20 protein-coding genes and 1 pseudogene are annotated in these 24486 nt (G+C 68.6%); 10 read left to right on the top strand and 11 right to left on the bottom strand.

Annotated features, from left to right (window positions below; translation table 11 throughout):
• The first annotated feature begins 180 nt into the window (after positions 1-180).
• Positions 181-330 (top strand): hypothetical protein, encoded by a 150-nt coding sequence (locus ON33_RS41560; protein ID WP_157184698.1) that lies wholly within the window; start codon positions 181-183, stop codon positions 328-330.
• Positions 331-652: 322 nt separating this feature from the next.
• Here ON33_RS41560 and ON33_RS24115 read toward each other — a convergent pair whose 3' ends face one another.
• The 6 genes and pseudogenes from ON33_RS24115 to ON33_RS24090 all read right to left on the bottom strand — a co-directional run bounded on the left by ON33_RS24115 (position 653) and on the right by ON33_RS24090 (position 8257).
• Positions 653-1606, bottom strand: a complete 954-nt coding sequence (locus ON33_RS24115; protein ID WP_083869256.1) for a phosphodiesterase — start codon at positions 1604-1606, stop codon at positions 653-655.
• A 124-nt stretch (positions 1607-1730) separates the two neighbouring features.
• Positions 1731-3128 carry an MATE family efflux transporter gene (locus tag ON33_RS24110; RefSeq protein WP_040861336.1) on the bottom strand — a complete coding sequence of 466 codons (1398 nt, stop codon included), beginning with the start codon at positions 3126-3128 and terminating at the stop codon, positions 1731-1733.
• 350 nt (positions 3129-3478) lie between these two features.
• Positions 3479-4528, bottom strand: a pseudogene (locus ON33_RS24105) (cysteine synthase family protein); the annotation flags it as partial.
• Positions 4529-4588: 60 nt separating this feature from the next.
• Positions 4589-5965, bottom strand: coding sequence for an alanine racemase (locus ON33_RS24100; RefSeq protein ID WP_218001504.1), 1377 nt, complete (start codon positions 5963-5965; stop codon positions 4589-4591).
• Positions 5966-6194: 229 nt separating this feature from the next.
• Positions 6195-7184, bottom strand: a complete 990-nt coding sequence (locus ON33_RS24095) for an ornithine cyclodeaminase (protein ID WP_040861335.1) — start codon at positions 7182-7184, stop codon at positions 6195-6197.
• Entirely contained in the window at positions 7181-8257 is a 1077-nt protein-coding gene (locus tag ON33_RS24090) for a TauD/TfdA family dioxygenase (RefSeq protein ID WP_040861334.1), read from the bottom strand. The genes ON33_RS24095 and ON33_RS24090 overlap by 4 nt, the downstream gene beginning before the upstream one ends.
• A gap of 223 nt (positions 8258-8480) precedes the next feature.
• On the opposite strand from ON33_RS24090, the gene ON33_RS24085 reads away from it, so the two are divergent.
• From ON33_RS24085 to ON33_RS24060, 6 genes are all read left to right on the top strand, one after another.
• Entirely contained in the window at positions 8481-9233 is a 753-nt protein-coding gene (locus ON33_RS24085; protein WP_063711069.1) for a lytic transglycosylase domain-containing protein, read from the top strand.
• 284 nt (positions 9234-9517) lie between these two features.
• Positions 9518-10804: a phosphopyruvate hydratase gene (eno, locus tag ON33_RS24080; protein ID WP_040861332.1), complete on the top strand. Its 1287-nt coding sequence runs from the start codon at positions 9518-9520 to the stop codon at positions 10802-10804.
• 317 nt (positions 10805-11121) lie between these two features.
• Positions 11122-11601: an FtsB family cell division protein gene (locus tag ON33_RS24075; RefSeq protein ID WP_040861331.1), complete on the top strand. Its 480-nt coding sequence runs from the start codon at positions 11122-11124 to the stop codon at positions 11599-11601.
• The gene (locus ON33_RS24070; protein WP_040861330.1) at positions 11598-12146 is read left to right on the top strand and encodes a DUF501 domain-containing protein; all 549 of its coding nucleotides are present in this window, start codon (positions 11598-11600) and stop codon (positions 12144-12146) included. Before ON33_RS24075 ends, ON33_RS24070 begins: the two co-directional genes overlap by 4 nt.
• A gap of 248 nt (positions 12147-12394) precedes the next feature.
• On the top strand, positions 12395-13399 hold the full coding sequence (locus tag ON33_RS24065; protein ID WP_051152723.1) for a Ppx/GppA phosphatase family protein: 1005 nt from the start codon (positions 12395-12397) through the stop codon (positions 13397-13399).
• Positions 13400-13534: 135 nt separating this feature from the next.
• A complete protein-coding gene (locus ON33_RS24060) occupies positions 13535-15001 on the top strand; it encodes a peptide MFS transporter (RefSeq protein WP_040861329.1) in 1467 nt (488 codons plus the stop codon).
• 21 nt (positions 15002-15022) lie between these two features.
• Here the strand turns inward: ON33_RS24060 and ON33_RS24055 are convergent, their stop codons facing one another.
• Entirely contained in the window at positions 15023-15334 is a 312-nt protein-coding gene (locus ON33_RS24055) for a YciI family protein (protein WP_040861328.1), read from the bottom strand.
• A gap of 357 nt (positions 15335-15691) precedes the next feature.
• Positions 15692-18418, bottom strand: a complete 2727-nt coding sequence (locus ON33_RS24050) for a helix-turn-helix transcriptional regulator (RefSeq protein WP_245550685.1) — start codon at positions 18416-18418, stop codon at positions 15692-15694.
• A gap of 366 nt (positions 18419-18784) precedes the next feature.
• Between ON33_RS24050 and ON33_RS24045 the strand changes: the two genes are divergently transcribed.
• Positions 18785-20257 carry an MDR family MFS transporter gene (locus tag ON33_RS24045; protein WP_040861327.1) on the top strand — a complete coding sequence of 491 codons (1473 nt, stop codon included), beginning with the start codon at positions 18785-18787 and terminating at the stop codon, positions 20255-20257.
• 171 nt (positions 20258-20428) lie between these two features.
• On the opposite strand, the gene ON33_RS24040 is transcribed toward ON33_RS24045, so the two are convergent.
• A complete protein-coding gene (locus tag ON33_RS24040) occupies positions 20429-20797 on the bottom strand; it encodes a nuclear transport factor 2 family protein (protein ID WP_040861326.1) in 369 nt (122 codons plus the stop codon).
• Between the two features lie 333 nt (positions 20798-21130).
• Between ON33_RS24040 and nicT the strand changes: the two genes are divergently transcribed.
• Positions 21131-22252, top strand: a complete 1122-nt coding sequence (nicT, locus tag ON33_RS24035) for a Nickel transporter NicT (RefSeq protein WP_083869255.1) — start codon at positions 21131-21133, stop codon at positions 22250-22252.
• 12 nt (positions 22253-22264) lie between these two features.
• Here nicT and ON33_RS24030 read toward each other — a convergent pair whose 3' ends face one another.
• Positions 22265-22681 carry a hypothetical protein gene (locus ON33_RS24030; RefSeq protein WP_040861325.1) on the bottom strand — a complete coding sequence of 139 codons (417 nt, stop codon included), beginning with the start codon at positions 22679-22681 and terminating at the stop codon, positions 22265-22267.
• Between the two features lie 194 nt (positions 22682-22875).
• A complete protein-coding gene (locus tag ON33_RS24025) occupies positions 22876-23427 on the bottom strand; it encodes a PIN domain-containing protein (protein ID WP_218001503.1) in 552 nt (183 codons plus the stop codon).
• Between the two features lie 283 nt (positions 23428-23710).
• Here ON33_RS24025 and ON33_RS24020 point away from each other — a divergent pair, with 283 nt between their 5' ends.
• A complete protein-coding gene (locus tag ON33_RS24020) occupies positions 23711-24223 on the top strand; it encodes a hypothetical protein (protein ID WP_040861324.1) in 513 nt (170 codons plus the stop codon).
• The last annotated feature ends 263 nt before the right edge of the window (positions 24224-24486 follow it).

Genomic DNA, 24486 nt, shown 5'->3' with positions numbered 1-24486 from the left:
CCGGCATATCGAAGGTGCAGGTCATGGCCAGTCGGTCGCCCCTACGAAAGATCACTGACAGCGAGTTCGACTCCGACCCTCCGGCGGAGATCGCCGGCCTACTCGAAGCCACCCATTTCGGCCACCTCCGCCGGTCTGCGGGCGCACGCGGAATCCAAACTGGCCACAATCGACACGAAGATGACCGAACTCGCCACAGTGCGCGACACCTTGCGCGCGGCCCTGGCCGCCGGCTGCGGCGACCTGCTCGCATGCAGCGAAAACCCCGACTGCCCAATGCCTTTCGACACCGGTCCGCAAACCAGCGTAGGGGATCGCTGTGGCTGCTGAAACACCCCGATCCGCAGCTCGCGGAAGACGGTCATGGGCCGCTATCGGTCTCGGATCGCTCCTCTGCCCGGCCTGTCGCACCACACCGATCCTGGCCGCAGCCGGTCTCACAGGCGGTGGCATCGCGCTACTGAGCCTCTCCAGGCTGGAACCGCTGGCCATCGCACTGACGATCGCGGGCGTTGCCGGTCTGCTGTGGTCACGCCGCTCCAGCCGAACCTCGGGCTGCGGCGCCACGGGCGGATGCAATGGCACGACCGAGAACCAGATCACCCCCTGCGGCTGCGCAAACCGATGATCCATTCGGTGGTCTGCTCACCGGCTAGAGGACTGACTCGCCGTCGGATTCGGGGGCCTCGGTGCGGCGGCGGAGGACGTGGGGGATGCGGGCTGCCGGTGGGATGACTATGCCGGCGTCGGCCAGGCGGTTCGCGGCCTGTTCGGGGTCGGCGGGCTTGCCCACGGTGGGTCCGTGGCCGATGGGGACCACCGAGTGGACGATGGTATCGGGGTAGATGTGGACGTAGTTGAAGGCTTGGGCGCCGTCGCGGCCGCGCTGGCCGCCTTCGGCGGCGGCCATGTCCTGGCTGTAGCAGGTGGCGGAGGCTACCGAGACGGGGATGCCGGCGAAGGTGGCGTTGCTCGAAAGATGAAGGTGCCCAGCCAGAATGGCGCGGACGTCGGTGCCGTCGAGGACCTCGGCGAGGCGGCGCTGGTCGCGTAGTTCGACCAGGACCGCGAGATCCTGGACGCAGGGGATGGGCGGGTGGTGCATGGCGAGGACGGTGCCGAAGGGGGCGGGCTCGGCGAGAACCTCACGCAGCCAAACCAATTGGTCGTCGGTGATCTCACCCCAGTGGTGACCGGGAACCGTGGTGTCCAGGGTGATGACGCGCAGCCCGTCGAACATGTGCACCGCGTCGAACGGCGCGCCGGAACCCTTCTCGTCGAGGAGTTCCTCGCGCAGCACCGCCCGGTCGTCGTGGTTGCCGGCCACCCACACCACGGGCGCGCCGATCCGCTCGGCCCACGGCTCCACCAGGTCTCGCAGCTTGCGGTACGCGTCCGGCTCGCCCTGGTCGGTGAGGTCGCCGGTGAAGACGATGGCGGTCGGCGCGATGCGGCTGGCCTCGGCCTGCCCGAGCAGGGCGGCCAGCCGCGCCTCGGCGTCGACCGCGCCGTAGAGCTCGGTGTCGGCCGCGATCAGATGAGTGTCGCTGAAGTGGAACAGGACATGATCAGCCCTCGGATATTCGGCGACTCGCGAGATGTGCACGGACATCCTCCCCGGCGTTGGTGGTAGCGCCCCGGCGTCGCCAGAATAGCGAAGCCCTCTACTTTCAGGTTGCCCCCACCCAGTGACGACATGCTTGCGGGAAGGTGAGATTTGGATGTCGGGTCTAGTGGCCGAGGCTACCGGCCAGCACTCGCGGATTCTCCTGCTCCTGCGCATGCAGCAGCGTGAAGTAGCGGCGCAGCATCAGGGCAGCGGTGACGGCCAGACCGGCGGTCAGCCCCCACCACACGCCCGCCGCGCCGAGATGAGCGGGGAACGCGAGCAGCAGCGCAGTGGGCAATCCCACACCCCAGTAGCCGACCAGGGAGAGCCGGAACCCGGCCTTGGTGTCCTCGAGCCCGCGCAGCAACCCGACCCCGATGTTCTGGGCGGCGTCGAAGAACTGCAGCACGATCGCGATCAACAGCAGCGTGTGCGCCAATGTCACGGTGGCCGAATCACTGTCGGCCAGGAACGGCCGCAGCACCCAGTCCGGCGCCAGCACGTACGCGACTCCCGTGATCCCCGCGACCACGCCCGCGCACCGCAGCGCCAGCCACGCCACCGAACGCGCGTGCGCGAACTCTTCCCGCGCCACCGCCTTGCTCACCAGGATCGACGCTCCGTGCGAGAGCCCGATCGCCACCTGGAACACGATGTACACGATCTGGTACACGACATTGTGGGCCGCCAGCGCCGCCGCCCCCAGACTCCCCATCACCAGCGCCAGCACCGAGAACATCCCCGCCTCCGACCCGTAGGTCAGCGCGATCGGCGTCCCCAGCCGCAACTCGTCCCGCACCGTCACCGCGTGCACCGGCCATATCCGGACCGGCAGCGCCGCACCGAGTTTCGGATTCCGCCGCACCATCGCCCAGAACACCCCGAAGGTGAGCAGGAAGACCACCGAGGTGGCGACGCCGACCCCGGTCAGCCCCAGCGCCGGCAGCCCTGCCCAGCCGTGCATGAACGTCAGCGCCAGCACCAGATTCAGCACCACCGACCCCAGCGTCACCAGCAGCAGCGCCTGCGGCCGCTGCATCCCGACCGTGTACTGCCGCAGCACCTGGAACCACAGGCACGGCACCAGTCCCGGCGCCAGCGCGACCATCATCGGCCGCGCCTCCGCGAGCACCGCCGCGTCCTGCCCGAGCCACCGCAGCGCCCACCCGAGCCCGATGAGCAGCGCGCCGCCGAGCAATCCGGCGACGGTCGCGATCAGGAAACTCGATCGCACCACCTCCCGGACCTCCGACTCGGCCGCCCGCCCCTGCTTCTCGGCCCGGCTCACCACCGTCGCCACCTGATTACCCGTCCCGGTGATCAGCCCGACGCACATGGTCCGAATCTGGTTGAACAGCACCAGCGCCAGTCCGCCCGCGGCCACCTCCCGCACCCCGAGCGTCCCCATCAACGCAATGTTCGTGGTGGACACCGCAACCTGAGCCAGCTGGGTCAAAGCGATGGGCGTCGCAAGCGAAGTCAGCGCCCACCCATCGGATTGCCGGAGCGCCCCGATCATTTCGTGGCAGCCCCGTCCACGTCGGCGGGCGCCGGATCGGGCACCAGGATGGTGTATGTGGCCGCGCGCCCGGGCGGCGATCCGCGCATGGACCCCAGCACCTGGTCGACCACGGTGCGCTGGTCGTCGAGCCGCTGCCGGTGCTTCTCGAGCGCCAGGTAGACGTCGTCGTCGGTACCGCTCGCCAGCAGTCCGGCGATCTCGTGCGACGGCATGCCGACCCGCTGCAGCAGGTGAATCAGCTTGGCCTGCGGCACCTTCGCGTCGGCGTAGTCCTCCAGGCTCGCCCCGGTGAGCCCCTTCTCGACGGCGAAGTTGTCCGGCAGCGCGCGATGCAGGTGACGCCGCACGGTGAGTTCGCCGAGATCCGGTCGGCGCGGCGGCGCCAAGGATTCCAGCAGCTCGACGACCCCGGTCTCGCGCTCCAGATCGATCAGATCGCGGTCGCTCATCCAGGTGTCGTCGAAAACGGTGTCGAGATACTTCTCTCCGTCGTCATTGATGATGACCACCACCGTGGAGAAGTCCGGATACTCCTCGAGCCGGGTCAGCGCCGCGTACACCGAACTGCCCGAGGAACCGCCGATCAGCAGCCCAGACGAGGCGGCCAGCGCCCGCGCGGTGGCGAACGCGTCGACATCGGACACCTTCACCCGATCGCGTTCCTCGATCAGATGCAGGTCCTGGTCCACATGGATTCCGGGCGTGGCCCCGAGCGGCGTTCCGGTGCCCGACTGCCAATAGTCGTGGGCGGGACCACCGAACGCGATAGACCCCTCCGGCTCCACGCCGACCAGCCGCGGCGCGCATCCGTGATCGCGCAGCCCGCGCGCCGTCCCGAACAGCGAACCACCGGTGCCGACCGCGCCGACCAGAATGTCGATTCGCTCGAGGTCCTCGAGCAGCTCCTCGGCCAGCGCGTGATACCCGACGCCATTGGCGAGGTTGTCGTGCTGTGCGGGAAAGTACGCGCCCGGCCCCTCGTCCTGTGCCATCTGGGCCGCGCGTTCCTCCCGCGCCGAGGTCGACAGGCCGTCGTCACCGTCGTCGGAGACGAATTCGAGTTCGGTGCCCATGGCGCGCATGGCGTTCAACTTCGCCGGGCAGGCGTGGTGGTCGACCACGGCCGTGAACCGATATCCGCGCTCCCGCGCCACCACAGCCAATCCCAAACCCGTGTTCCCGGAGGTCGATTCGATGATGTGGCCGCCCGGCCGCAGCTGTCCGCGCTGTTCGGCGTCCAGCACCATGGCCCGCGCCATCCGAATTTTGGCGGTTCCGGTCGGGTTCATGGTTTCGAGTTTCAGCAGTAGCCGAGTCCCGGTTCTGGGGCTGACGGCCAGCTCGAACAGCGGTGTCCGTCCGATGAGCTCGGACACTCGCCTGACAATAACCGGCATCGAGTACTTCTCCTCGGGAAAGTCGATGGAGCGCGTAGCGGGCGGTGAACTCGAAACTGTTCAGATCGGGAAACCGTCGGTATCGAAGGTCCAATCGAATTGTCGTCCATCCGGGGAGCTTCGCAACACTACCTTCGGCGGTATGGGCAGGTCGTGAAATGACGACTCGTTGCTGTCCATCTGATAACCGGCCGTATTCGGGTAGATGAGCAGATCGTCCGTGGTCGCCGCGCGGGGGAGTGGGATCCGGCGCCAGCTCAGCATGTCCTCTTCGAGACACGACGAGCCGCCGACACAGGTCGGGGTGGGTTTTCCCGAACTTCGCGGCCACAGGACGGGATCGGGCAGATATTCACTGTCGAACCATTGTTCGGACAGACTGAGGCTGGTGCCGTTCGCGGTCAGGATGAGATACGGGCGTTCGTGCGCGGTCCGGACTTTCACGCCCTGGATCCCGAATACGGTACTGCCGGCACTGTCGAGCAGCGCCCGCCCGGGTTCGATTACCAATCGAATTCCCTGCCGCCGCACCAGGTTTGCCAGATCCTTGTGTTCCAGAATGGCGGCCAGCATTGCCGGGCCGGGGACCGGGCAGTGGTACGGATAGTAGGAGGCCGGGTCCGGAGCGCGGTCGCGGTGGAACCAGCGCGGATTGACGCCGTCGATGAAGGTCTCCCAGGCCCGCGCCGGGACATAGTCGACACCGAACCCGCCGCCGATGGAGATGGTGGTGGCGGGATGGCCGAGGCCGCGGGCTTCACGGCACCGCTGGATCAGCGCGAGGGCCAGCTCGGCGCGCGGCGCGACCTCGTAGCCGCTGAGGTGAAAGCTGAAGCCTTCCAGGCGAATCGAGCTCCCACGCAGGCGATCGAGCGCGATATCGACTTCGTCGGGCGTCATGCCGAGGCGACTGTCGGAGCCCGGCGGCAACACCCGCAGCAGTACCCGGCTCGCGGTGTCCATCGCGCACAGCCGGGCGAGCTCGTCGAGATCGTCGACGGCGATCAGGGCCCTGGATCGGGTCGCGAGCTCCAGCAGCGGATTCGACTTCGCGGGCCCGGTCACCATCAGGTCGGAGCCCCGGATGCCCCCGTCCATGGCCGCCCTCAGCTCGCCGACGCTGGCCACGTCGATCCCGCAACCGGCCTCGGCGCAGGCGCGGACGACGCACGCCGCCTTATTGGCCTTCTTCCCGTAGTAGATCGCGCCCTCGACCCCGGTCCGGGTGAAGACCCGTGCGAAGGCCGCGATATTCGCGACGATCCGGTCCGGGTACATGACATGGAATGGCCCACCGATCGTTTCGGCGATCTCCCGCAGCAGCTTCGTGTCGGCGAGTAGCTGCTCCTCCCAGTCGGGGCGGTGAGCCGGCATCGGCGCGGCCATGATGTCGGCTGTGCCGGAGGAAACGACCACGGTCTCTACGGAGGCGGACATTTTTCCTTTCGGGTGCGGTGTTTCGGCCATCGGCCACCCCCGCAGTGGACCCCGACCCCGGTCCCCGGCCGATGGCATCGATAGCCAACCTGCATGACAGTGTTTGCGCGAAACGGTAACTCAATTGGCCGGCGGTCGGACCAATGTCTGGCTATCGGCGGAATCAGTGTCGGGAATTACTTTTACAGGCGAATTTCTCCCGCGAATCCGTCGGATCAAGCTGGGCGCTTCAGTCCCAGAGCGATACCTCGATGCCCCGCCCCTCGGCAATGGCACGGCTGGCCAGTGCGTGCGCGACGGCGATATCCGTCAGCACCAGACCGCTGTTGTAGACGAAGATTCGTTCGTCGTCGTTGACTCGGCCCACCGCGCGGTGGTCGAGTATCTGGGGTAGCTCGGCGTCAACCCTGCGTAGTCGGCCGTCGGGACCCGCCATATCCGTTCCGGTCAGCGCCATTTGCTCTGCGCTGGTGGCGATTACGCGATCGGCCTCGGTGAGCGTGGAGGGCGCCAGGCCGTAGCCGACGAGAACCACCGTGGATCCGGGCGCCAGGTCCTCGGCCTCGATGGCGACCCGGGTGCCGGGTCCAGCGGTGGCGAGAATGACGTCGGCCTCGCGCGCCGCGATGTACGGGTCGCTCGCGATATCGAGCTCCGCGTGCGGGTGATGCTGCAGCAGTTGCTGATTCACCGCTTCCAATCCTTCGGGGTGGGTGCCGTAGACCATGAGTCGATTCAGCTGCGGATTCGCCGCTAGCAGGTGCGGTAGCGCATTGCGGCCCTGGGTGCCGGTGCCGATCAGCAGGACGCTGCGCGCGCCGGGCCGGACGCATTCGCGCACCAGCAGCGCCGAGACCGCGGGCGTGCGCAGAGCGCCGACGCGCGCGCAGTCCATCAGCGCGATGGGGGTGCCGGTGGCGTCGTCGTAGAGTGAGATCGTCGTGTAATAGCGCTTGTTCGACCTGTCGTGGTGCGGGTCGAATTTGTAGCTGGTCTTCATCGCCACCACCCGGCGCCGCCCGTCGCGCCCCAGCATGGCGTAGGCCACCGACCAGCCGTCCGGATGGGCGACGCTGAGCTTGCGCGGGTTGTCCGAATCACCGCCGGCCAGTGCGAGATACGCGTCCTCGACGGCCCGCACCACCTCGGCCGGGGAGATCGGGACGTCGGCCAGATCGCTGCGGCTGAGGACGCGGAGCGGGGTGGGGCGGCAATTCACGGGTTCTGTCCTAGGTTCGTGCGGAACGGTGCCACCACGCGCTGACCGTAGCCGTCTTCCCCGGCCTCGGCGTCGCGGTGACGTTGCGGCAGACGGATGTTGACCCGCTTGAGCCAGCGGTCGGTGCCGTCGTAGCGGGGGGTGAACGGCACCCGCCCGTGCACCACCACGTCATTGTCCACCAGGAGCAGTTCTCCGGGCGCCAATGTGGCGGCGATGCACACTCTTTCGAGTTCGCTGGTCAAATGTCGGTAGGCGCAGCGGAATTCGTCGTCGGTCCGATCGAGCGGGGTGTATGCCGGGTCGAAGCGCAGGGTCGTCGCCCCGGCGTCGTCGCCGAGGGTGGCGATCGGCGGCGCCGGGGCGTCGCCGAACCCGCTGCCGTAGGAGACGTCCGGCAGGATCGGCAGTCGCGGCGTGCTCAGGATCTTCCTTTGCGCCGCATCGAGTTCCGTGTTCCGGATGGAAGACACGGTGGTCGCGACCCCGTCCGGATTGCGCAGGCAGCCGAGCATCAGCAGATTGGCGCGGTCCGGATGGAAGGCGTCCTCGGTGTGTGGGCTCAGCAGTGTGGTGCTGCTGGCGCCGGACTGCTCGTGCTCATGGCCGGGCGTGGGCACGATGTTGTTGACCAGGCGTCCCGCCTGCTGCCCCTCCCAGCCGAATGGCTCACCGGCACAACGCGCGAGCAGCAGCATGGCGATGTCGAGCTGGAAGGAGCCGGACCGCGGTGCACGGGTGCCGGCCAGCTGGGTCGCCTCCTGCCAGTTGAACGGCGTCGGCCCGAATTCCTCGTCCTCCACCGGAAGCCGGCCGATGACGACCACGCCCGCAGAGGTGGCGGGCGGTCGCATGGCCTCGTGCACGGCGTCGGGCAGCCGTCCGTACTTGGCGTCGATGTGGCGCAGCAGGACCGGGTGCGTGAGGGTGGTCGCGATCTCCGGACACCGCCCGACTGTGACGGCGATCTCAGCGGCGAGATGGCGCACGGCCCGCGCCGCGGATTCGGGCAGGTCGCGTCGTTCGAGCTGAGTGGATTGGAGCTGATTACGTTCGGAGAGAACGCTTTTCACCAAGGTAAGGGCCTTCCTGGCTGGGCGATGGCATGGTGATCTTGGCTCGGCGAAAGACGGTATTACCCCCGCGTAATTTTGGCAAGGCTTACCTAAAGGCGTGTCGTAGAAATAGCGGATGGATATAGGATTCCCGCGCGGAGGCCGGTCGAACACGATCGTTACCCGCGACTCCGCCACGCCGTGTTCACGATGTTCGCCTCCGCGTCGATCCATCTGGATGATGAATGGGGTGCGTATCCGTATGGCCGGCCTCCGGGCCCCGCTGACCCGCGCCGGCCTGCTGGGCACGGCCGCCGCGCTGGTATTGCTGACCGGTTGCGGGACAGGCAATCTCACGCCCGTACCCGACGACATGCCGCCGGGGGCGGGCGCGCCTCTGCCCGCCATCAATCTGGATGCGCCGGGCCGCACCGCGATTCAGCTCCGGGACTGGGCCGAGGAGCAGCACGGCCCGACCGGGATTCCGGTACTCGCGCTGGAGGCGTACGGATACGCGGCCGCGGTGATGGCGCGCTCGAAGCCGGAGTGCGGGATCGGCTGGACCACGCTGGCGGGGATCGCGAGCGTGGAGAGCCGGCACGGCACGCACGACGGATCCCACATCGCCGACGACGGCACGGTGTCGCCGCCGATCCGCGGACTGGCCCTGGACGGTTCCCCGGGCCGCGCGCGAATCCTGGACGCGAGCTCCACCGTCGCCAACCCGGTGTACGTCCGGGCCATGGGACCGTTCCAGTTCATTCCGGAGACCTGGCAGCGCTGGGGTGTGGACGCCAACGGCGACGGCAAGATCGATCCGGACAATATCGACGACGCCGCCCTCACCGCCGCGCGCTACCTCTGTGCCATGGGCGGCGACCTCACCGGCGCACCCGGCTGGCAGCAGGCGCTCCTCACCTACAACCAGTCCACCAGTTATATGAACACCGTCCGCTACCGCGCCGCCGCCTACAGCGTCGGCCGCCGTGTTTGATTGGCCCTCCGCTTCGTTCCGGGCGGGTTCGCGGCGCTGGAGGTCTCGATTCTTCCTTCCTTCCCTCCGCTCCTCCGCTTCGCTCCCTCGCTCCACTCAGTCCAGAAGACGCGCCGCGAACCTCTGAGTTGATGTCCCTGCGGACGTCTTCGATCGGTCGGTATGGATATCTTGCTGGCGCGCCGACGGGGGGATGTGGCGGTGGGTTCACGGCACGTTAGGCTTCTGACCGCACGGGTTCGCCGTGCGACCTGCCGAGTCAGCAGCCGAAGGAGTGTCGTTTCGTGGCCATCATCGAACAGGTCGGAGCTCGCGAGATCCTGGATTCGCGTGGCAACCCCACTGTCGAGGTCGAGATCGCTCTCGACGACGGCACCCTCACCCGCGCGGCCGTGCCCTCCGGCGCGTCCACCGGTGAGCACGAGGCCGTGGAGCTGCGTGACGGTGGCGACCGCTACCAGGGCAAGGGTGTGCAGAAGGCCGTCGAGGGTGTCCTCGACGAGATCGCCCCGGCCGTGATCGGTCTCGACGCCGTCGAGCAGCGCACCGTCGACCAGACCCTGCTGGATCTGGACGGCACCCCGGACAAGTCGCGGCTGGGCGCCAACGCCCTGCTGGGTGTCTCCCTGGCGGTGGCCCGCGCGGCCGCCGAGTCCTCGGGCCTGGAGCTGTTCCGCTACGTCGGCGGCCCGAACGCCCACGTCCTGCCGGTGCCGATGATGAACATCCTCAACGGTGGCGCGCACGCCGACTCCGGCGTCGACGTCCAGGAGTTCATGATCGCCCCCATCGGTGCGGCGACCTTCAAGGAGTCGCTGCGCTGGGGTGCGGAGGTCTACCACACGCTGAAGTCGGTGCTCAAGGCTCAGGGCCTGTCCACCGGTCTGGGCGACGAGGGCGGTTTCGCGCCGTCGGTCGCCAACACCCGTGCCGCCCTGGACCTGATCGCCTCGGCGATCGAGAAGGCCGGCTTCAAGCTGGGCAGCGAGATCGCCCTGGCGCTCGACGTGGCCGCCACCGAGTTCTACACCACCGGTGAGGGTTACAAGTTCGAGGGCAAGGTGCACACCGCCGCCGAGATGGCCGAGTTCTACGCCGGCCTGCTCGGCAACTACCCGATCGTCTCGATCGAGGACCCGCTGTCCGAGGACGACTGGGACGGCTGGGTCTCCCTGACCGACCAGATCGGCGACAAGGTGCAGCTCGTCGGCGACGACCTGTTCGTCACCAACCCGGACCGCCTGGAGGAGGGCATCGCCAAGGGCGCCGCCAACGCACTCCTGGTGAAGGTCAACCAGATCGGCACCCTGACCGAGACCCTGGACGCGGTCGAGCTGGCCCACCGCAACGGCTACAAGACCATGATGAGCCACCGGTCCGGCGAGACCGAGGACACCACTATCGCCGACCTGGCGGTCGCGGTCGGCTCGGGCCAGATCAAGACCGGCGCGCCCGCTCGCTCCGAGCGTGTCGCCAAGTACAACCAGCTGCTGCGCATCGAGGACGCCCTGGGCGACTCGGCGCGCTACGCCGGTGACGCCGCCTTCCCGCGATTCGCGTTCGAAGGCTGAATAATCGGTAGCTCGAGCCCCGAAGTGGCTCATGGGGTCTCAGGGGTCACCACCCCTGAGAACCCCCAAGAGTTGGACAATCGGCTGAGTTTCGAGGTGTTGAGATGACGGAGCGACGGGCGCGCGGAACTAGTCCGGCAGGACGAAGTGACCGGCGCCCGTCGCGCTCCGTTCGCGCCAAGAGCACCTCGGGCGGCAAGCGGAACGACGCTGCCGCCGCCTCGAAATCCGGTGCCGCGTCGAAGTCTTCGACTTCGGGCAAGAGCCGTACGATCTCGGGGAGGTCGGCTCCCGAGCGCCGCACCGCGGCCAGGACCGTGGCGAATCCCGAACGGCACGAACGCAAGATCCTCGGCCTGTCCACCGGCCGGGCCGTCCTGCTGGCCGCCGTGCTGGCGGGTCTCGCCCTCACCCTGGCAGTGCCGCTGCGCACCTATTTCACGCAGCGCTCGGACGCCGCCGAACTGGCCACGCAGCATCGCCAGCTCGAGGAGGAGGTCGTGAGCCTGCGCGATCGCCGTGCGCAGCAACAGGATCCGAACTACATCAAGGCCGAGGCCCGGGACCGCCTGCGCCTGGTGATGCCGGGCGACACGCCCTACATCGTGCAGATCCCCGAGATCGAGCAGCCGGCCATCCCGACCCAGCCCGCCAAGCCCCGGGAGCCGGACCCCTGGTACACGCAGCTGTGGCACAGCGTTTCGTCGCCGCAGCCCGTGGCCGCCCCGGCCTCCACCCCACCTCCCGCACCGGCGCCCCCGCCACCCGCACCCACCGAGGAAGGACAACCCAGGTGACCACAGCCGAGAACGACCCCGGCGAGCGCGATCTCGCGATCGTCGCCGAGCAACTGGGCCGGGCTCCGCGCGGCGTGCTCGCCATCGCCTACCGCACCCCGGACGGCCTGCCGGCGGTCGTGAAGACCGCGCCCAAGCTCCCGGACGGCACCCCCTTCCCGACCCTGTACTACCTGACGGATCCCCGCTTGACCGCGGAGGCGAGCCGCCTCGAGACCACCGGCCTGATGCGCGACATGTCCGAACGCCTCACCCGCGACCCGGAACTCGCCGCCGCCTACCGCGCCGCGTACGACAGCTACCTGTCCGAGCGCAATGCCATCGAGGACCTCGGCACCGACTTCGCCGGCGGCGGCATGCCCGACCGCGTCAAGTGCCTGCACGTGCTGATCGCGCACTCCCTGGCCAAGGGCCCGGGCCTCAACCCCCTCGGCGACGAGGCCGTCGCCCTGGCCGCCGATCACGGCCTGCGCGGCACCGCCATCCCGGCGGACTGGCCGAAATACGAGGAGTATCGCTCCGATTCGGAGTCCGCCGGCGAATGAGCCGGCCGCGCCCGGCTGAACAACTGGCTTGCACCGGTCCGGCGGGCGCGCACCGATGCGCAGCAGGGCGCGAGCTCAGCCGCTCTCGTGAGGTTCGATCGACCGCACCGGGCAGCGGGATGGGTAGGCTGCCGAGGGCGCGGAGTCGGCCGCCGGGGTGCCGGGCCGGAGTCGGCCGCGCCGCCGCGCGGGCCGGGCAGCCTGCTCGGCGAGATGTGTTCGGAACCAGTCGAATTCAGAGGTCAGGGATGAGCAACGCAGAGTTCACGCAGAGCGCCGCCCCCGGTGCGGAAGCGCACGAGCGGATCGCGGGCGTCGACTGTGGGACCAACTCGATCCGTCTGCTGATCGCCGACGTCACCTGGGACGAGCAGGGGCGGCCGCACCTGACCGATGTGCACCGCGAGATGCGGATCGTGCGGCTGGGGCAGGGCGTGGACGCCACCGGGACGCTGAATCCCGAAGCGATCGAACGGACTCGGGTCGCGCTGCGCGACTACGTGGAACTCATGCTGAAGCACGGCGTGACCCGGGTGCGCATGGTCGCCACCTCCGCGACGCGCGATGCGGTCAACCGCGACGACTTCTTCACCATGACCGGTGTCGAGCTGGGCCGAGTGGTGCCGGGCGCGGTGGCCGAGGTCATCACCGGTGACGAGGAGGCGCGGCTGTCCTTCGCCGGCGCCGTCGGCGAACTGTCCAGCGCTGCAGGTCCTTTCGTGGTGGTGGACCTGGGTGGCGGGTCGACCGAGGTGGTGCTGGGCGACGCGTCCGGCGTGCACGCGGCGTATTCGGCCGACATCGGCTGCGTGCGGATCACCGAGCGCTGCCTGCATGGCAATCCGCCCACTCGCGAGGAGGTCGCGTCGGCGCGCTTCTTCGCCTCGGAGCGGCTGGCGCAGGCGTTCGGCGTGGTGCCGGTGGAGCGGGCGCACACCTGGGTGGGCGTGGCCGGGACCATGACCACGATCGCCGCGGTGTCGCTGGATCTGCCCGAATACGATTCGGAGCGAGTGCATCTCACCCGGATGCCGCTGGCCGACCTGCGCAAGGTGTGCGATCGGCTGATCGGTATGAACCACGACGAGCGGGCCGCGCTCGGGCCCATGCACCCCGGCCGGGTGGACGTCATCGGCGGTGGCGCGGTGATAGCAGAAGTGCTCGCCGATGAGCTGGCGCGGCGGGCCGGGATCAGCGAGCTCATTGTCAGCGAACATGACATCCTGGACGGCATCGCACTCTCGATTGCCTGATCAAGGCGCTTTCCACGCGGATTCAGGGCCTTTCGGTCCCTGGGTCCGCTGATCCTGAACCTGCCCTGGGCAATTGTGACGTAGGTTAACACCTGAGGTTGCTGTCAGATTGCCCCTTATGGGAGGGTCTCGGGTATGTCAGGAGTAGCTCACGACGCGAAACCGGCCACCGAACGAACCTTGTTCGGCCACCCCATCGGTATCGCGAATCTGTTCGGCGTCGAATTGTGGGAACGGTTCTCGTTCTACGGAATGCTCACGATTCTCGGCTACTACCTGTATTACACGGCGACCGACGGCGGCCTCGGCATGGCCAAGTCCACCGCCACCGGAATCGTCGGCGCCTACGGCGGTCTGGTCTATCTGTCGACAGTGCTCGGCGCGTGGGTCGCGGACCGCCTGCTCGGTTCGGAGCGCACCGTCTTCTATGGCGGTGCCATCATCATGGCCGGCCATATCGCGCTGGCCATCCTGCCCGGGCTGACCGGTGTCGGCGTCGGCCTGGTGCTGGTCGCGCTGGGATCCGGTGGCCTGAAGGCGAATGCCTCCTCGCTGCTGGGCACCCTCTACGACAAGGATGACCCGCGCGCGGACGGCGGCTTCACGCTGTTCTATCTCGGAATCAACCTGGGCGCCTTCGCCGGTCCGCTGATCACCGGCCTGCTGCAGGATCACGCCGGCTTCCACTACGGCTTCGGCGCGGCCGCCATCGGTATGGCGATCGGGCTCACCCAGTACGTCATCTTCCGCAAGAACCTCGGCGAGCACGGCCGCGATGTGCCGAACCCGTTGCCGCGCACCGCGATTCCCACAGCGGTGGCGGCATTCGCGGCGATCCTCGTGGTGGTCGCCATCGCGTGGGCCACCAAGCTGGTGACGCTGTCCAACCTGCCCGACGCCACCACCGTGGTGATCGTCGCCGCCTCGATCGCCTACTTCGTCATCATGCTCACCAGCGACAAGGTGACCGTGGTCGAGCGCACTCGGGTACGCGCCTACATGCCGCTGTTCATCGCGAACGCCGTGTTCTGGTCGCTGTTCCAGCAGATCTTCACCGTGCTCGCGGTGTACTCCGACGAGCGCATGAACTGGTCCATCTTCGGCTGGACCGCGCCGTCGAGCTGGATCGGTTCCATGGAGCCGGTGTGGGTCATCGCGCTGTCGCCGCTGTTCGCGATCATGTGGACCCGCCTGGGTATGCGCTCGCCCAGCACCCCGCGCAAGTTCTCGCTGGGAGTGGTCGGGATGGGCGCGGCCTTCCTGCTGTTCACCCTGTTCGCGGGGAGCCACGGCAAGTCGGTGTCGTTCGTGATCGTGTTCTTCATCCTCGGCGCGTTCGCGATCTCGGAGCTGCTGCTCTCGCCGATCGGTCTCTCGGTCACGACGAAGCTGGCCCCCAACGCCTTCCGCGCCCAGATGATGGCTCTCTACTTCTTCTCGGTCGGCATCGGCACCTCGATGTCGGGGGTGCTGTCCAAGTACTACGACCCGTCCCATGAACTGGTCTACTTCGGCGTCATCGGCCTGGTGGCCATGGCGGTCGGCGCGCTCGTCTGGGCCGTCGCCCCCTGGATCAGCCGCCACATGGAGGGCGTGCACTGACCCCTGGTCAGCTGCCGGGCCTCACATGCCGGGCATGGCCAGGAATTCGTAGACGTCGATGGTGCCGCCCCATTCGGTGTGCGGGTGGCCCTTCAGCACATCCTGCAGTGCTTCGGAGGAGTCGGCCTGCAGGATGGAGAAGCCTCCGATCCTGCCGTCGGCGTTCAGCGATCCGGGTCCCAGCGGCGACCCGAGATCGACGATCGCCGACCCCGCCCGCCCGGCCCAGTCCATCCAGGCCTGCATGCCCGCCGCCTGGGCTTCGGGAGTCTTCTGAGCCATCCGCTCACGTGCGGACTGGTCCGACTTGTAGACCACGAGGAACTTGGTCATCGGTGACTCCTGACTGTCTCCCGGTCGAATCCGGTTGACCGGGTCTTTCCCCGATTGATTTGCCAATCGTATGCCGATGCTCGGGTGGATAGTACGGGAATGAGCCGCCGAACGCCCTCCCGTTCACCCAGGGGAATCCCGTCCCGGGTGCGCGAGTGGCTTTCGTCAGCTTCACCGGCGTTCCCGAAGCTCACCGATGACATCCGAGCGGCGCGCCGATGACCATGCTCGAGAACATGCCGCACCGCATCCGCACCGACCGGCCCAGTGGATAGCGAGGCAGTCGCAGCTGGCTTCGCCGAGCAGCTCGACGACGATCTGCTCGGCTTCGTCAAGGCATGACGCCGACCGGAGCGGTCAATGCAGTTGCGCGGCAATATCCTTCAGCTCGCCCCGCGAGGCGACACCGAGCTTCGGGTACGCCTTGTAGAGGTGGTACCCGACGGTGCGGTGGCTCAGGAACAGCTGTGCGGCGATGTCCCGGTTCGACAGGCCCTGCGCGGCGAGGCGGACGATCTGCAACTCCTGCGGGGTCAGACCGGTGGCGCTACCGCGCGAGGGGCTCGGATCGAAATCCGGTGCGCCGGCGGCGGTCAGCTCGTGCCGGGCGCGGTCGGCCCACGGGTCCAGTTCCAGTCGCTCGAAGACCTCGAGCGCCTCCTGCAATCGGGTGCGCGCCTCGGCCTTGCGGCGCGCGCGGCGCAACCACTCGCCGTAAAGCAAAGCGGTGCGCGCGAATTCGATGGGCCGAGCCTCGCGATCGTGGGTCGTCAGCGCCTGTGCGTACAGCTCTTCGGCGTTCTCGTCATCCAGCAGTGCGCGGCAGCGCAGCACCAGGGCATCGGCCCACGGCTGTCCCACCGAGGCCGCCCAGCCCTCGAAGTTCGCGAAGGGCGCGGCGGCGCGCTCCGGGGCCCCGATCCGGATCGCGGCCTCGACCAGATCGGGAACCGACCGGGTTGCGCAAATGTGGTGATCGAACGGCGATTTCGTCAATCGCTCGAAGCGCGACAGCGCCGATTCGGCGCGACCGGCCCCGAGCTCGAGCAGTCCCAGCGACCAGTACGCCCACGGTGCGCCCGGCGCGACCGCCCCCGGGGTATCCCCGGTGAGCCCGAGCTCGGCGTGCGCCCGGCACTCGTCCTCGTCTCCACGCAGCGCGTCCACATGCGCCAGCACGCTGCTGAGCTGGCGCACCCACTGCTGCTGGCCGGTGTCGCGCGCCAGGTCGCGGGCCTCGACCGCCGCGGTCCGCGCGTCACGCAGCCGGCCGGTGAAGATGTCGGCCTCACACGCGAAGAACAGTACGGTCGGCAGTCTCCCGGCGGCGCCGGCGGCACGGTGCTGGGCTTCCAGTGACATGGCCAGATCGAAGGCCGGACCGTCCTGCCCGCGCGCTAGCGCGATGCCGCAGAGGATCGACAGAACCTGATCGGAAACCTGTCCCCGGGAATGGATTTCATCGAGGGTGTCGGTCAGCGTGAGCGGCCGGCCGGGACCGCGGCCGAACAGCAGGTTGATGAACCGCACCACCGGGGTCACCGGCAGCGTGTCCGGAAGCTCCAGGTCCGCAAGGTGTTTCAGGACCTCCCGCAGATCGGCTTCGCCCAGATACCACCCCGTGTGCATGGCCTGTACCAGTATGTCCGCCGCCTGCTCCGGCGCGGTGGACGCGATGCTCGTGCCGGCCTCGATCAGCAACCGGTGCGCGTCGGGGAACTCGCCCTGCCAGAACAGCGCCAGTGCCCGCACCTGAGACAGACTGGCACGCAAGGATTCCGAATCCACCTCGCGCGCGGTGCGTCGGGCCAGATCGGCGGCCCGCTCCAGTTCACCCGACTCCAGCGCCGCCTGCGCGGCCAGTGCCTGCCGTCGCGTCCGATCCCCCGGCCGGTCACTGAGCCGCGCCGCCCGGTCGTAGGCGGCGGCCGCCGCCTTGTGCCCGCCGCGCTCGCGCGCTCGAACAGCGCTGCGCTCCAGCGCATCCGCCACCTCGGCATCGGGGCCGATGGCCGCCGCCGCGAGATGCCACGCCTGCCGATCCGCCTGCTCGGGTGCGTCCAGCGCAGCGGCCAGGGCGCGGTGGACCGCCAATCGCTGTCCCAGCGCGGCCCGTTGATACACCGCCGCGCGAATCAGCGGGTGGCGGAACGTGATCGACAGGTCGGACCCGCGCCGCAACAGTCCGGCGGCCTCGGCGGGCGCGAGATCATCGATGCCCGCCCCGAAGCTCGCCGCCGCGCGCAGCACCACCGCGGTCTCACAGGACTCGTCGGTGGCCAGCACCGTGAGCAGGGTCTGGGTCGGTTCCGGCAGCCGACTGATCCGCCCGTGGAAGGCCAGCCGCAGCCGATCGGTCAGCGGCAGCGCGCCCGCGGCGAGATCCGGCGTCGATTCGGCGGCCATGGCGAGCGGCAGCTCTCGCAGGGCGAGCGGATTGCCGCGCGCCACGGCCAGCAGCCGGTAGCGCACGGCCGGGGTGAGCGGATGCTCATCGAGCAGGGCCGCCGATGCCTCGTGGGACAGACCGGTCAGTCGCTGCTCGGGCAGGCCGGCGGCTTCGAACGAGCCCTCGCCCTCCCGGACGCCGAAGAGCATGGCCACGCCCTCGGCGTGCAGCCGCCGGGCCGCGAACAGCAGCGCGTCCTGCGAGGCCCGGTCCAGCCACTGCGCATCGTCGACCACGACCAGCAGCCCGGCGCCGTCGGCGTGATCGGTGAGCAGCGACAGCACCGCCAATCCGGTGAGCACGGGTTCGCGCCCGCCGGGACCGAGACCGAGCGCGCCGGACAATGCCGCACGCTGCGGTTCCGGCAGGCCGGGCAGCCGGTCCAGGGCCGGGCGCAGCAGCAATTGCAGTCCGGCGAAAGGCAATTCGGCCTCGACCTCGACGCCGGTGGCGCGCAGCACCCGGAGCCCGCCCGCCCGCGCGGCGGCGTAGCCGAGCAGGGCCGTCTTGCCGATCCCGGGTTCGCCGCGCAGCACCAGCGCCGCGCTGCGCCCGTCGCGCGCACCCGCGATCAGGGCGTCGAGCACCTGCTGTTCCTGCTCCCGGCCGGACAGCGGCGGAATTCGTTCGGCCACGGTCGTTCTCACACCCTCCCGCCCCGGGACCGCTGCGGCGCGGCGGGGCATCCCCGTCCATCATGGCGGGTACCCGGACCCGTGACCGCTCCGAGCTCGGATGCGAACAATCGTGACCTGGCTCACTCGAGGATCTTTCAGGGTTCGATAAGTGCTGGTAGCGGCATACTTTCGGCATGCTATGACGCTCCGGATCACCCGATAATCGGATGAATTCTGTCGGACCCCGCCGGAATACTGTCTGGCGACCGATGAGTTGAGCGATCTGTCCCCGTCTGCATCGATATGGGCCCCGGACGGCACTGTCGCCGAATCCGCATCGGGCCACACCACCCCTCGAATACGAACACCCCCGGAGGTTTTCCGATGCCCGATCTATCCGCTAGCTCGACGAAGCAGCGGACGCCAACGGTCATCCGGTTGCTGGTGCTCGCGACCTTCACGGTGATCTTGAACGAGACCATCATGATCAATGCGATTCCGCGGCTCATGACGGATCTCCATGTGACCGAGCGGTCCGCGCAGTGGGTGTCCACGGCGTTCATGCTCACCATGGCGGCGGTCATTCCGGTGACCGGCTGGTTCCTGCAGCGCGTCACCACCCGGCGCGCCTACTCCCTCGCGATGGGTGTCTTCCTCCTCGGCACCGCGATCGCCGCGATCGCGCCGACCTTCGCCGTGCTGCTGATCGGCCGCGTCATCCAGGCCGGCGGCACCGCTGTCATGATGCCGCTGCTCATGACCACCCTGATGACGGTCGTCCCCGAGCACGACCGCGGCCGCGTGATGGGCAACGTCACCCTGGCCATCTCGGTGGCTCCGGCCATGGGCCCGGTCATCTCCGGGCTGGTGCTGCAGATCGGTTCCTGGCGCTGGCTGTTCGTGCTGGTGCTGCCCATCGCCGCGGCGGTGACCGCGCTCGGGCTGCGCAAGCTGGAGAACGTCGGTGAGCCGCAGGCGGGTTCGATCGACTGGTTCAGTGTGGCGTTCGCGGCCCTCGGCTTCGGCGGATTGGTGTACGGCCTGAGCAAGTTCGGCGTGGGCAGTGCCGCCACCCCGGCGCTGATCGTCGCCGGTGGCGTGGCCCTGGTCGCCGTCTTCGTGTTCCGGCAGGTGCACCTGCAGCGCAACGGCAGCCCGCTGCTGGATCTGCGAATCCTGCTGTCCGCCACCTACGCCAAGGCGCTGGTCCTGATGGCCGTGGCATTCCTGGCCATGATGGGCTCGATGATCCTGCTGCCGCTGTACCTGCAGAACCTGCGTGGTCTGAGCCCGCTGCAAACTGGTCTGCTGGTCATGCCCGGCGGTCTGGCCATGGGTCTGCTCGGCCCGACCGTGGGCCGGCTGTTCGACCGGTTCGGCGGCCGGGTCCTGGTGATTCCGGGCGCGATCGGCATCACCGCCGCGCTCGTCGGATTCACCCGGCTGTCGCTGACCATGCCGTATCCGATCCTGGTGGCGCTGCACGTCCTGCTGATGGTGTCGCTGGCCGCCGCGTTCACGCCGGTGTTCACCCTGGGTCTGGGCGCGCTGCCGATGAACCTGTACTCGCACGGCAGCTCCATGCTGGGCACGCTGCAGCAGGTGGCAGCGGCTTTCGGTACCGCACTCGTCGTGACGGTCATGACCTCGCGGGCCGCCCACCTGACCGACGGCGGCGCCAACCCGCTCGACGCCCACCTGTCCGGCATGCGGCTGGCCTTCGCGGTCTCCGCGGCGCTGGCGGTGATCGTCATCGTCATGGCGGTGCTGCTGCCCAACCGCTCCGAATCGCCGGAGCCGGTGGAGGATTCGCCGGAGGCCCTGGACGAGTCCGGAGTCGTCCTGGTCAAGGACTGACCCACCCGATCGTGAAAACGCCCGCGGCGGAAAGGGCGTTTTCGTGTTGTCCGCGCCGCCGTCATCCGGCCGGGCCGGGTGGCCGCCCACATCGAGCGGCCACCCGGCCCGGCCGGACGTGGTCCGGCCGTGGCTTGCCACCGCGTTTTCGAAACCGTTGCGGCGCAACGATCACGCGCCCGCGGGGACTTTGTCGAGGAAGCCGTAGACGCGCTGGATGCGGCCGTCCTCGGCCAGGGCCGCGACATCGAAACCGACGACCAGGGGCTCGGCGCCGGGTGTGCCGAGGTGCCAGGTGAAACGGGCGATGTGGTGATTCGCGTCGACCGGGGCGCCGAGGCTGAATTCGAGTCCGGCGAACTGGGCTTGGACCGCCGCGATGGTGGCGTCGAGTCCGGCGTGGCCGCGGACCGAGCACAGCGGGTCGGTGTATTCGGCATCGTCGGTGAACAGTTCGGCGACCAGGTCGGCGCGCGCCGCCGCGTCGGTGGTGTTCCAGGCGGTGAGGTAGCGCTGGACGAGTTCGTTGATGTCGCTCATTGTCGTTCTCCTTGCTGGTGTGAACTTGATGAGAACGACGTTATGAAGAACGCCGGACCTGGGAATCTGTCGTACTTAAGTACTCATGACCGGTCTCCCGTACCCGGGATCCCAGTCGTCGAAGGGCGGGAGGCGGTATCGCCGGCCGGGGAAGCCGCCGCCGCTGCTCTGTATAGTCGGGCGAACGTTTTGTGACGATGGTGGGAACCCGGTGGGAATCCGGGACGGTCGCGCCACTGTGTCCGGGCCGCTGTGGCGGTGCGGGAGTCAGACCTCGCGTCGTCGCAGCCCTACGTGCGGGGACGCGAATTCCCCGAGAAGGTCTCCGTGCGCATGTCTGTCGATCCCGGTTCGAATTCCGCTGTCCCCGAGCGCCGCCGGTTGCGGCATGTGCTGCACGACTGGACCCGTCGGGACTGGATCGAGGCCGGGGTGTTGCTCGGGGTGGTCGCGGCCATCCATCTGGTGGCGTTCGGGTTGTTGTTCGGTGCGGTGGCGCCGCACAGCTATCAGCTCGGGTCGCAGGTGTTCGGGGTCGGATTGGGTTTCACCGCATACGCGTTCGGCCTGCGGCACGCCTTCGACGCGGACCACATCGCGGCCATCGACAACACCACCCGCAAACTGATGGCCGATGGCCAGCGGCCCAAGTCGGTGGGGTTCTGGTTCGCCATGGGCCATGCGACCATCGTGTTCGTGCTGGCGGCGCTGGTGGTGGCCGGGGCGCGGGTGGTCGGCGAGTTGGTCGACGACGACTCGCCCACCCGCAAGACCCTGGGCATGGTGTCGACGATCGCGTCCGGATCCTTCCTGTATTTGATCGGCCTGCTCAATGTGGTTGCGCTGATCGGGATCTGGCGCGTGTTCCAGCGCACCCGCCGCGGCGAATTCGACGCCGAGGAACTGGAGGAGGCCCTGCAGGCCCGCGGCGCGCTCGCCCGGCTGCTGGGCCCGATCATGCGGGCGGTGCGGCGGCCGGCTCAGGTTTACCCGGTCGGCGTGCTCTTCGGCCTCGGTTTCGACACCGCCACCGAGGTCGCCCTGCTGGCCCTCGCGGGTTCCGGCGCCGCCGCCGGCCTGCCCTGGTACGCGATCGTGGTGCTGCCCTTGCTCTTCGCCGCCGGCATGAGCCTGATGGACACCCTCGATGGCCTCTTCATGAACGTCGCCTACGACTGGGCCTTCTCCGAACCGATCCGCAAGATCTATTACAACCTCACGATCACCGCGCTGTCGATCGCGGTCGCCCTGGTCGTCGGCTCGATCGAACTCATCACCGTCCTCCACAATGACGCCAACTTCGTCAACCCCGTCACCGACTGGATCGCGGACATCAACCTGAACAATGTCGGCTTCGGCATCGTCGGCCTGTTCGTCCTGGCCTGGATCATCGCCGTCGCCTACTGGCGTTGGGCCAAGCTCGAACAACGCTGGGCCGCTGCCCCTTCGGAGTGACGGGCCGGCCGGTCAGCCGAGGTGATCGAAGCGCTTCTTCGTGGTGGTGACCGGGGAGTTCAAGGTCAGGTCGAGGACAGTGACGGTGATGTCGGTGATGGAACCGGACTGGAATTTGGCGGCGGTGTCGTCGAAGAGCTGGACGGGATTCACTGTGACGGTGGCCTGCTGGGGGATGCCGATGCAGAGGGCGGGAGCCAGGGAGCTGCCGTTGACGCCGGAGCCCTGGTAGGGCGTCGCGCGGACGGTCACCGAGAGTTCGGCGCCCAGACCGGCGGTGCACTGATAGGAGACGCTGACCACCGCGTTTCCGTTGATTTCCCGGGCGGCGTCCACGGTGAGGGTGGGGGCCGCGCCCGCGGTGCCGGTGGCGAGCACGGAGGTGGCGGCGACCGCAGCGAGTGCGGTGACGAGGGAGCGTGCGTACACGGCGTTTCCTTGCTGTCCGGACGGATCACTGCTTCCACACGAAGCACCGACGGCGTGGCGACCGGCCGGTCGGACTGTCCGCGTGCCCGACTTCAATACCCTTGGCTCGCACTATTTTTCGGAACCACCCGGTGCCTCGCGTGTGAGGATAGCGGATAGCAAACCAACCGTGATGAACTTTTGACACTTTCGCATCAAGTTATTGGTCGCATGACCGAGAAAAGGGGTCGCCCCGGTCGGCCCCGCCGCGACCCCGGCCGGACCGGGTTGCCCGGTTCGTCTCCGTGTCGTCGCGCACCGTTCCCATCCGCTAACAGCGGAGATCGGTGAAATCCGTTGCGGCCGTGGGCTACTGCCACGGGTCGATAGTGGGCACTCCAGCGGCCTCGAACGGCGAGGCGTCGCGGGTGGCGACGGTGAAGTCTGCGGCGGCCGCCGTGGCTGCAATCATGCCGGGTGGTGGCGACGGCCAGTCCGGCGGCGCGGGCGGCGGACATGAGGCGGGCGTATGCCGCGGCGGCAGCGAGGTCGTAGGCGATCATGCGACCGGCGAACAGCGGCAGTACACGGCTCTCCAGCTGCTCGGCGAGCACATCACGGCGGCGGCCGCCGGGCATGGCGGCGATGCCGTAGCTCAGCTCGCCGACGGTGACGGCGGAGAGGTACAAGGTCTCGATGTTCTGGGCGTCGATCCAGGCTGCACGCCTGGCCCGGTTGCCCGGCGCTGGGATCACCGGCCAGCTCATCGGCGCGGTTCTGGCGAATTCTGGATATTCCTCCCATCACACCGAAAACCGACAAGCAACGCGGCATCGTCGGCTCGCGGTGCCGAGCCGTGGGCTGTCGCTGCCAATTCCGGACGCTCCGCGTGTTCGGTACATATCGGGCGCTCCGGGGCAGATCCGGCGTCGAATACGCGGGGTGGCGTGCCCGTGTCTTCCAACCGGGCACGTCATCTTTCGTGAATTCACGCTGTGCACTACATGATTCGCCCCGCCTGACCCGCTTCCGTGAAAGGACCCCAGCGTCATGTCCGCCCGCGCAGTCCTCGTGATCGTGGCTCACGTCCTCGCCGCCGCGCTCGCGGCCGCACCCGCCGCCGCCGAACCGCTCCGGCCCGGTGGATATCGGATCTTCCTCGAGGCCGAGCCCGCCTACACACTGCGCCCTGTGGTCACCGCGGCCGACATCGCCGGGGCGCGCGGCGGCACCGACGACAGCGCCGACATCAACCGGTGGCAGCTCGTGCTGATCGGCTACCGGCCCGCCGGTCCGGTGTTCCAGCTGCTCAACTCGTCGACCAGGTTGTGCCTGCAGCCCGTCCGGCTCGACTCGCTGACCTACTCCGTCGGCCAGAACGTGTGCGGCGTCGCCGACACCGGCCTGTGGTACGTGAGCGAAACCAATGGCAACCGCCGCCTCAGCCTGGCCTCGGATCCCAGCCAAACCCTGTACGGCGACACCGCTTCCACCTCACCCGTCGCACTGCTCGGCCGCGTCGGCGACGAACCACGCGCCCGCTGGATCTTCCGGCATCTCTGACCCGGCCGCCCCCGCGGAAGGACGTGCGCCGGCCGGCGCCACAGTGCGGCGGCCGTGCCGTGCGACCCCACCGACGCTCGGCACGAACCATGGCGACCACTGCCGAAACCCCACTGCGAGAAACATTCCCAGCGAGGAGCGTGAGGGACCACGCCAACGGCAGCCGCCGGGCGCGCGGTGAAATCGGAGCGCGCCAGTCGACGGCTGTCCACGCCGGACCTTCGGCCCTGACTGCCGCGCCCCGCCGCCGCTACGGCCACCGA

This window comes from Nocardia niigatensis NBRC 100131 (genome assembly GCF_000308655.1).
GTDB classification, from domain to species: domain Bacteria; phylum Actinomycetota; class Actinomycetes; order Mycobacteriales; family Mycobacteriaceae; genus Nocardia; species Nocardia niigatensis.
Note: the sequence above shows the minus strand (reverse complement) of the source record. Positions and strands in the feature narration are given on the sequence as shown.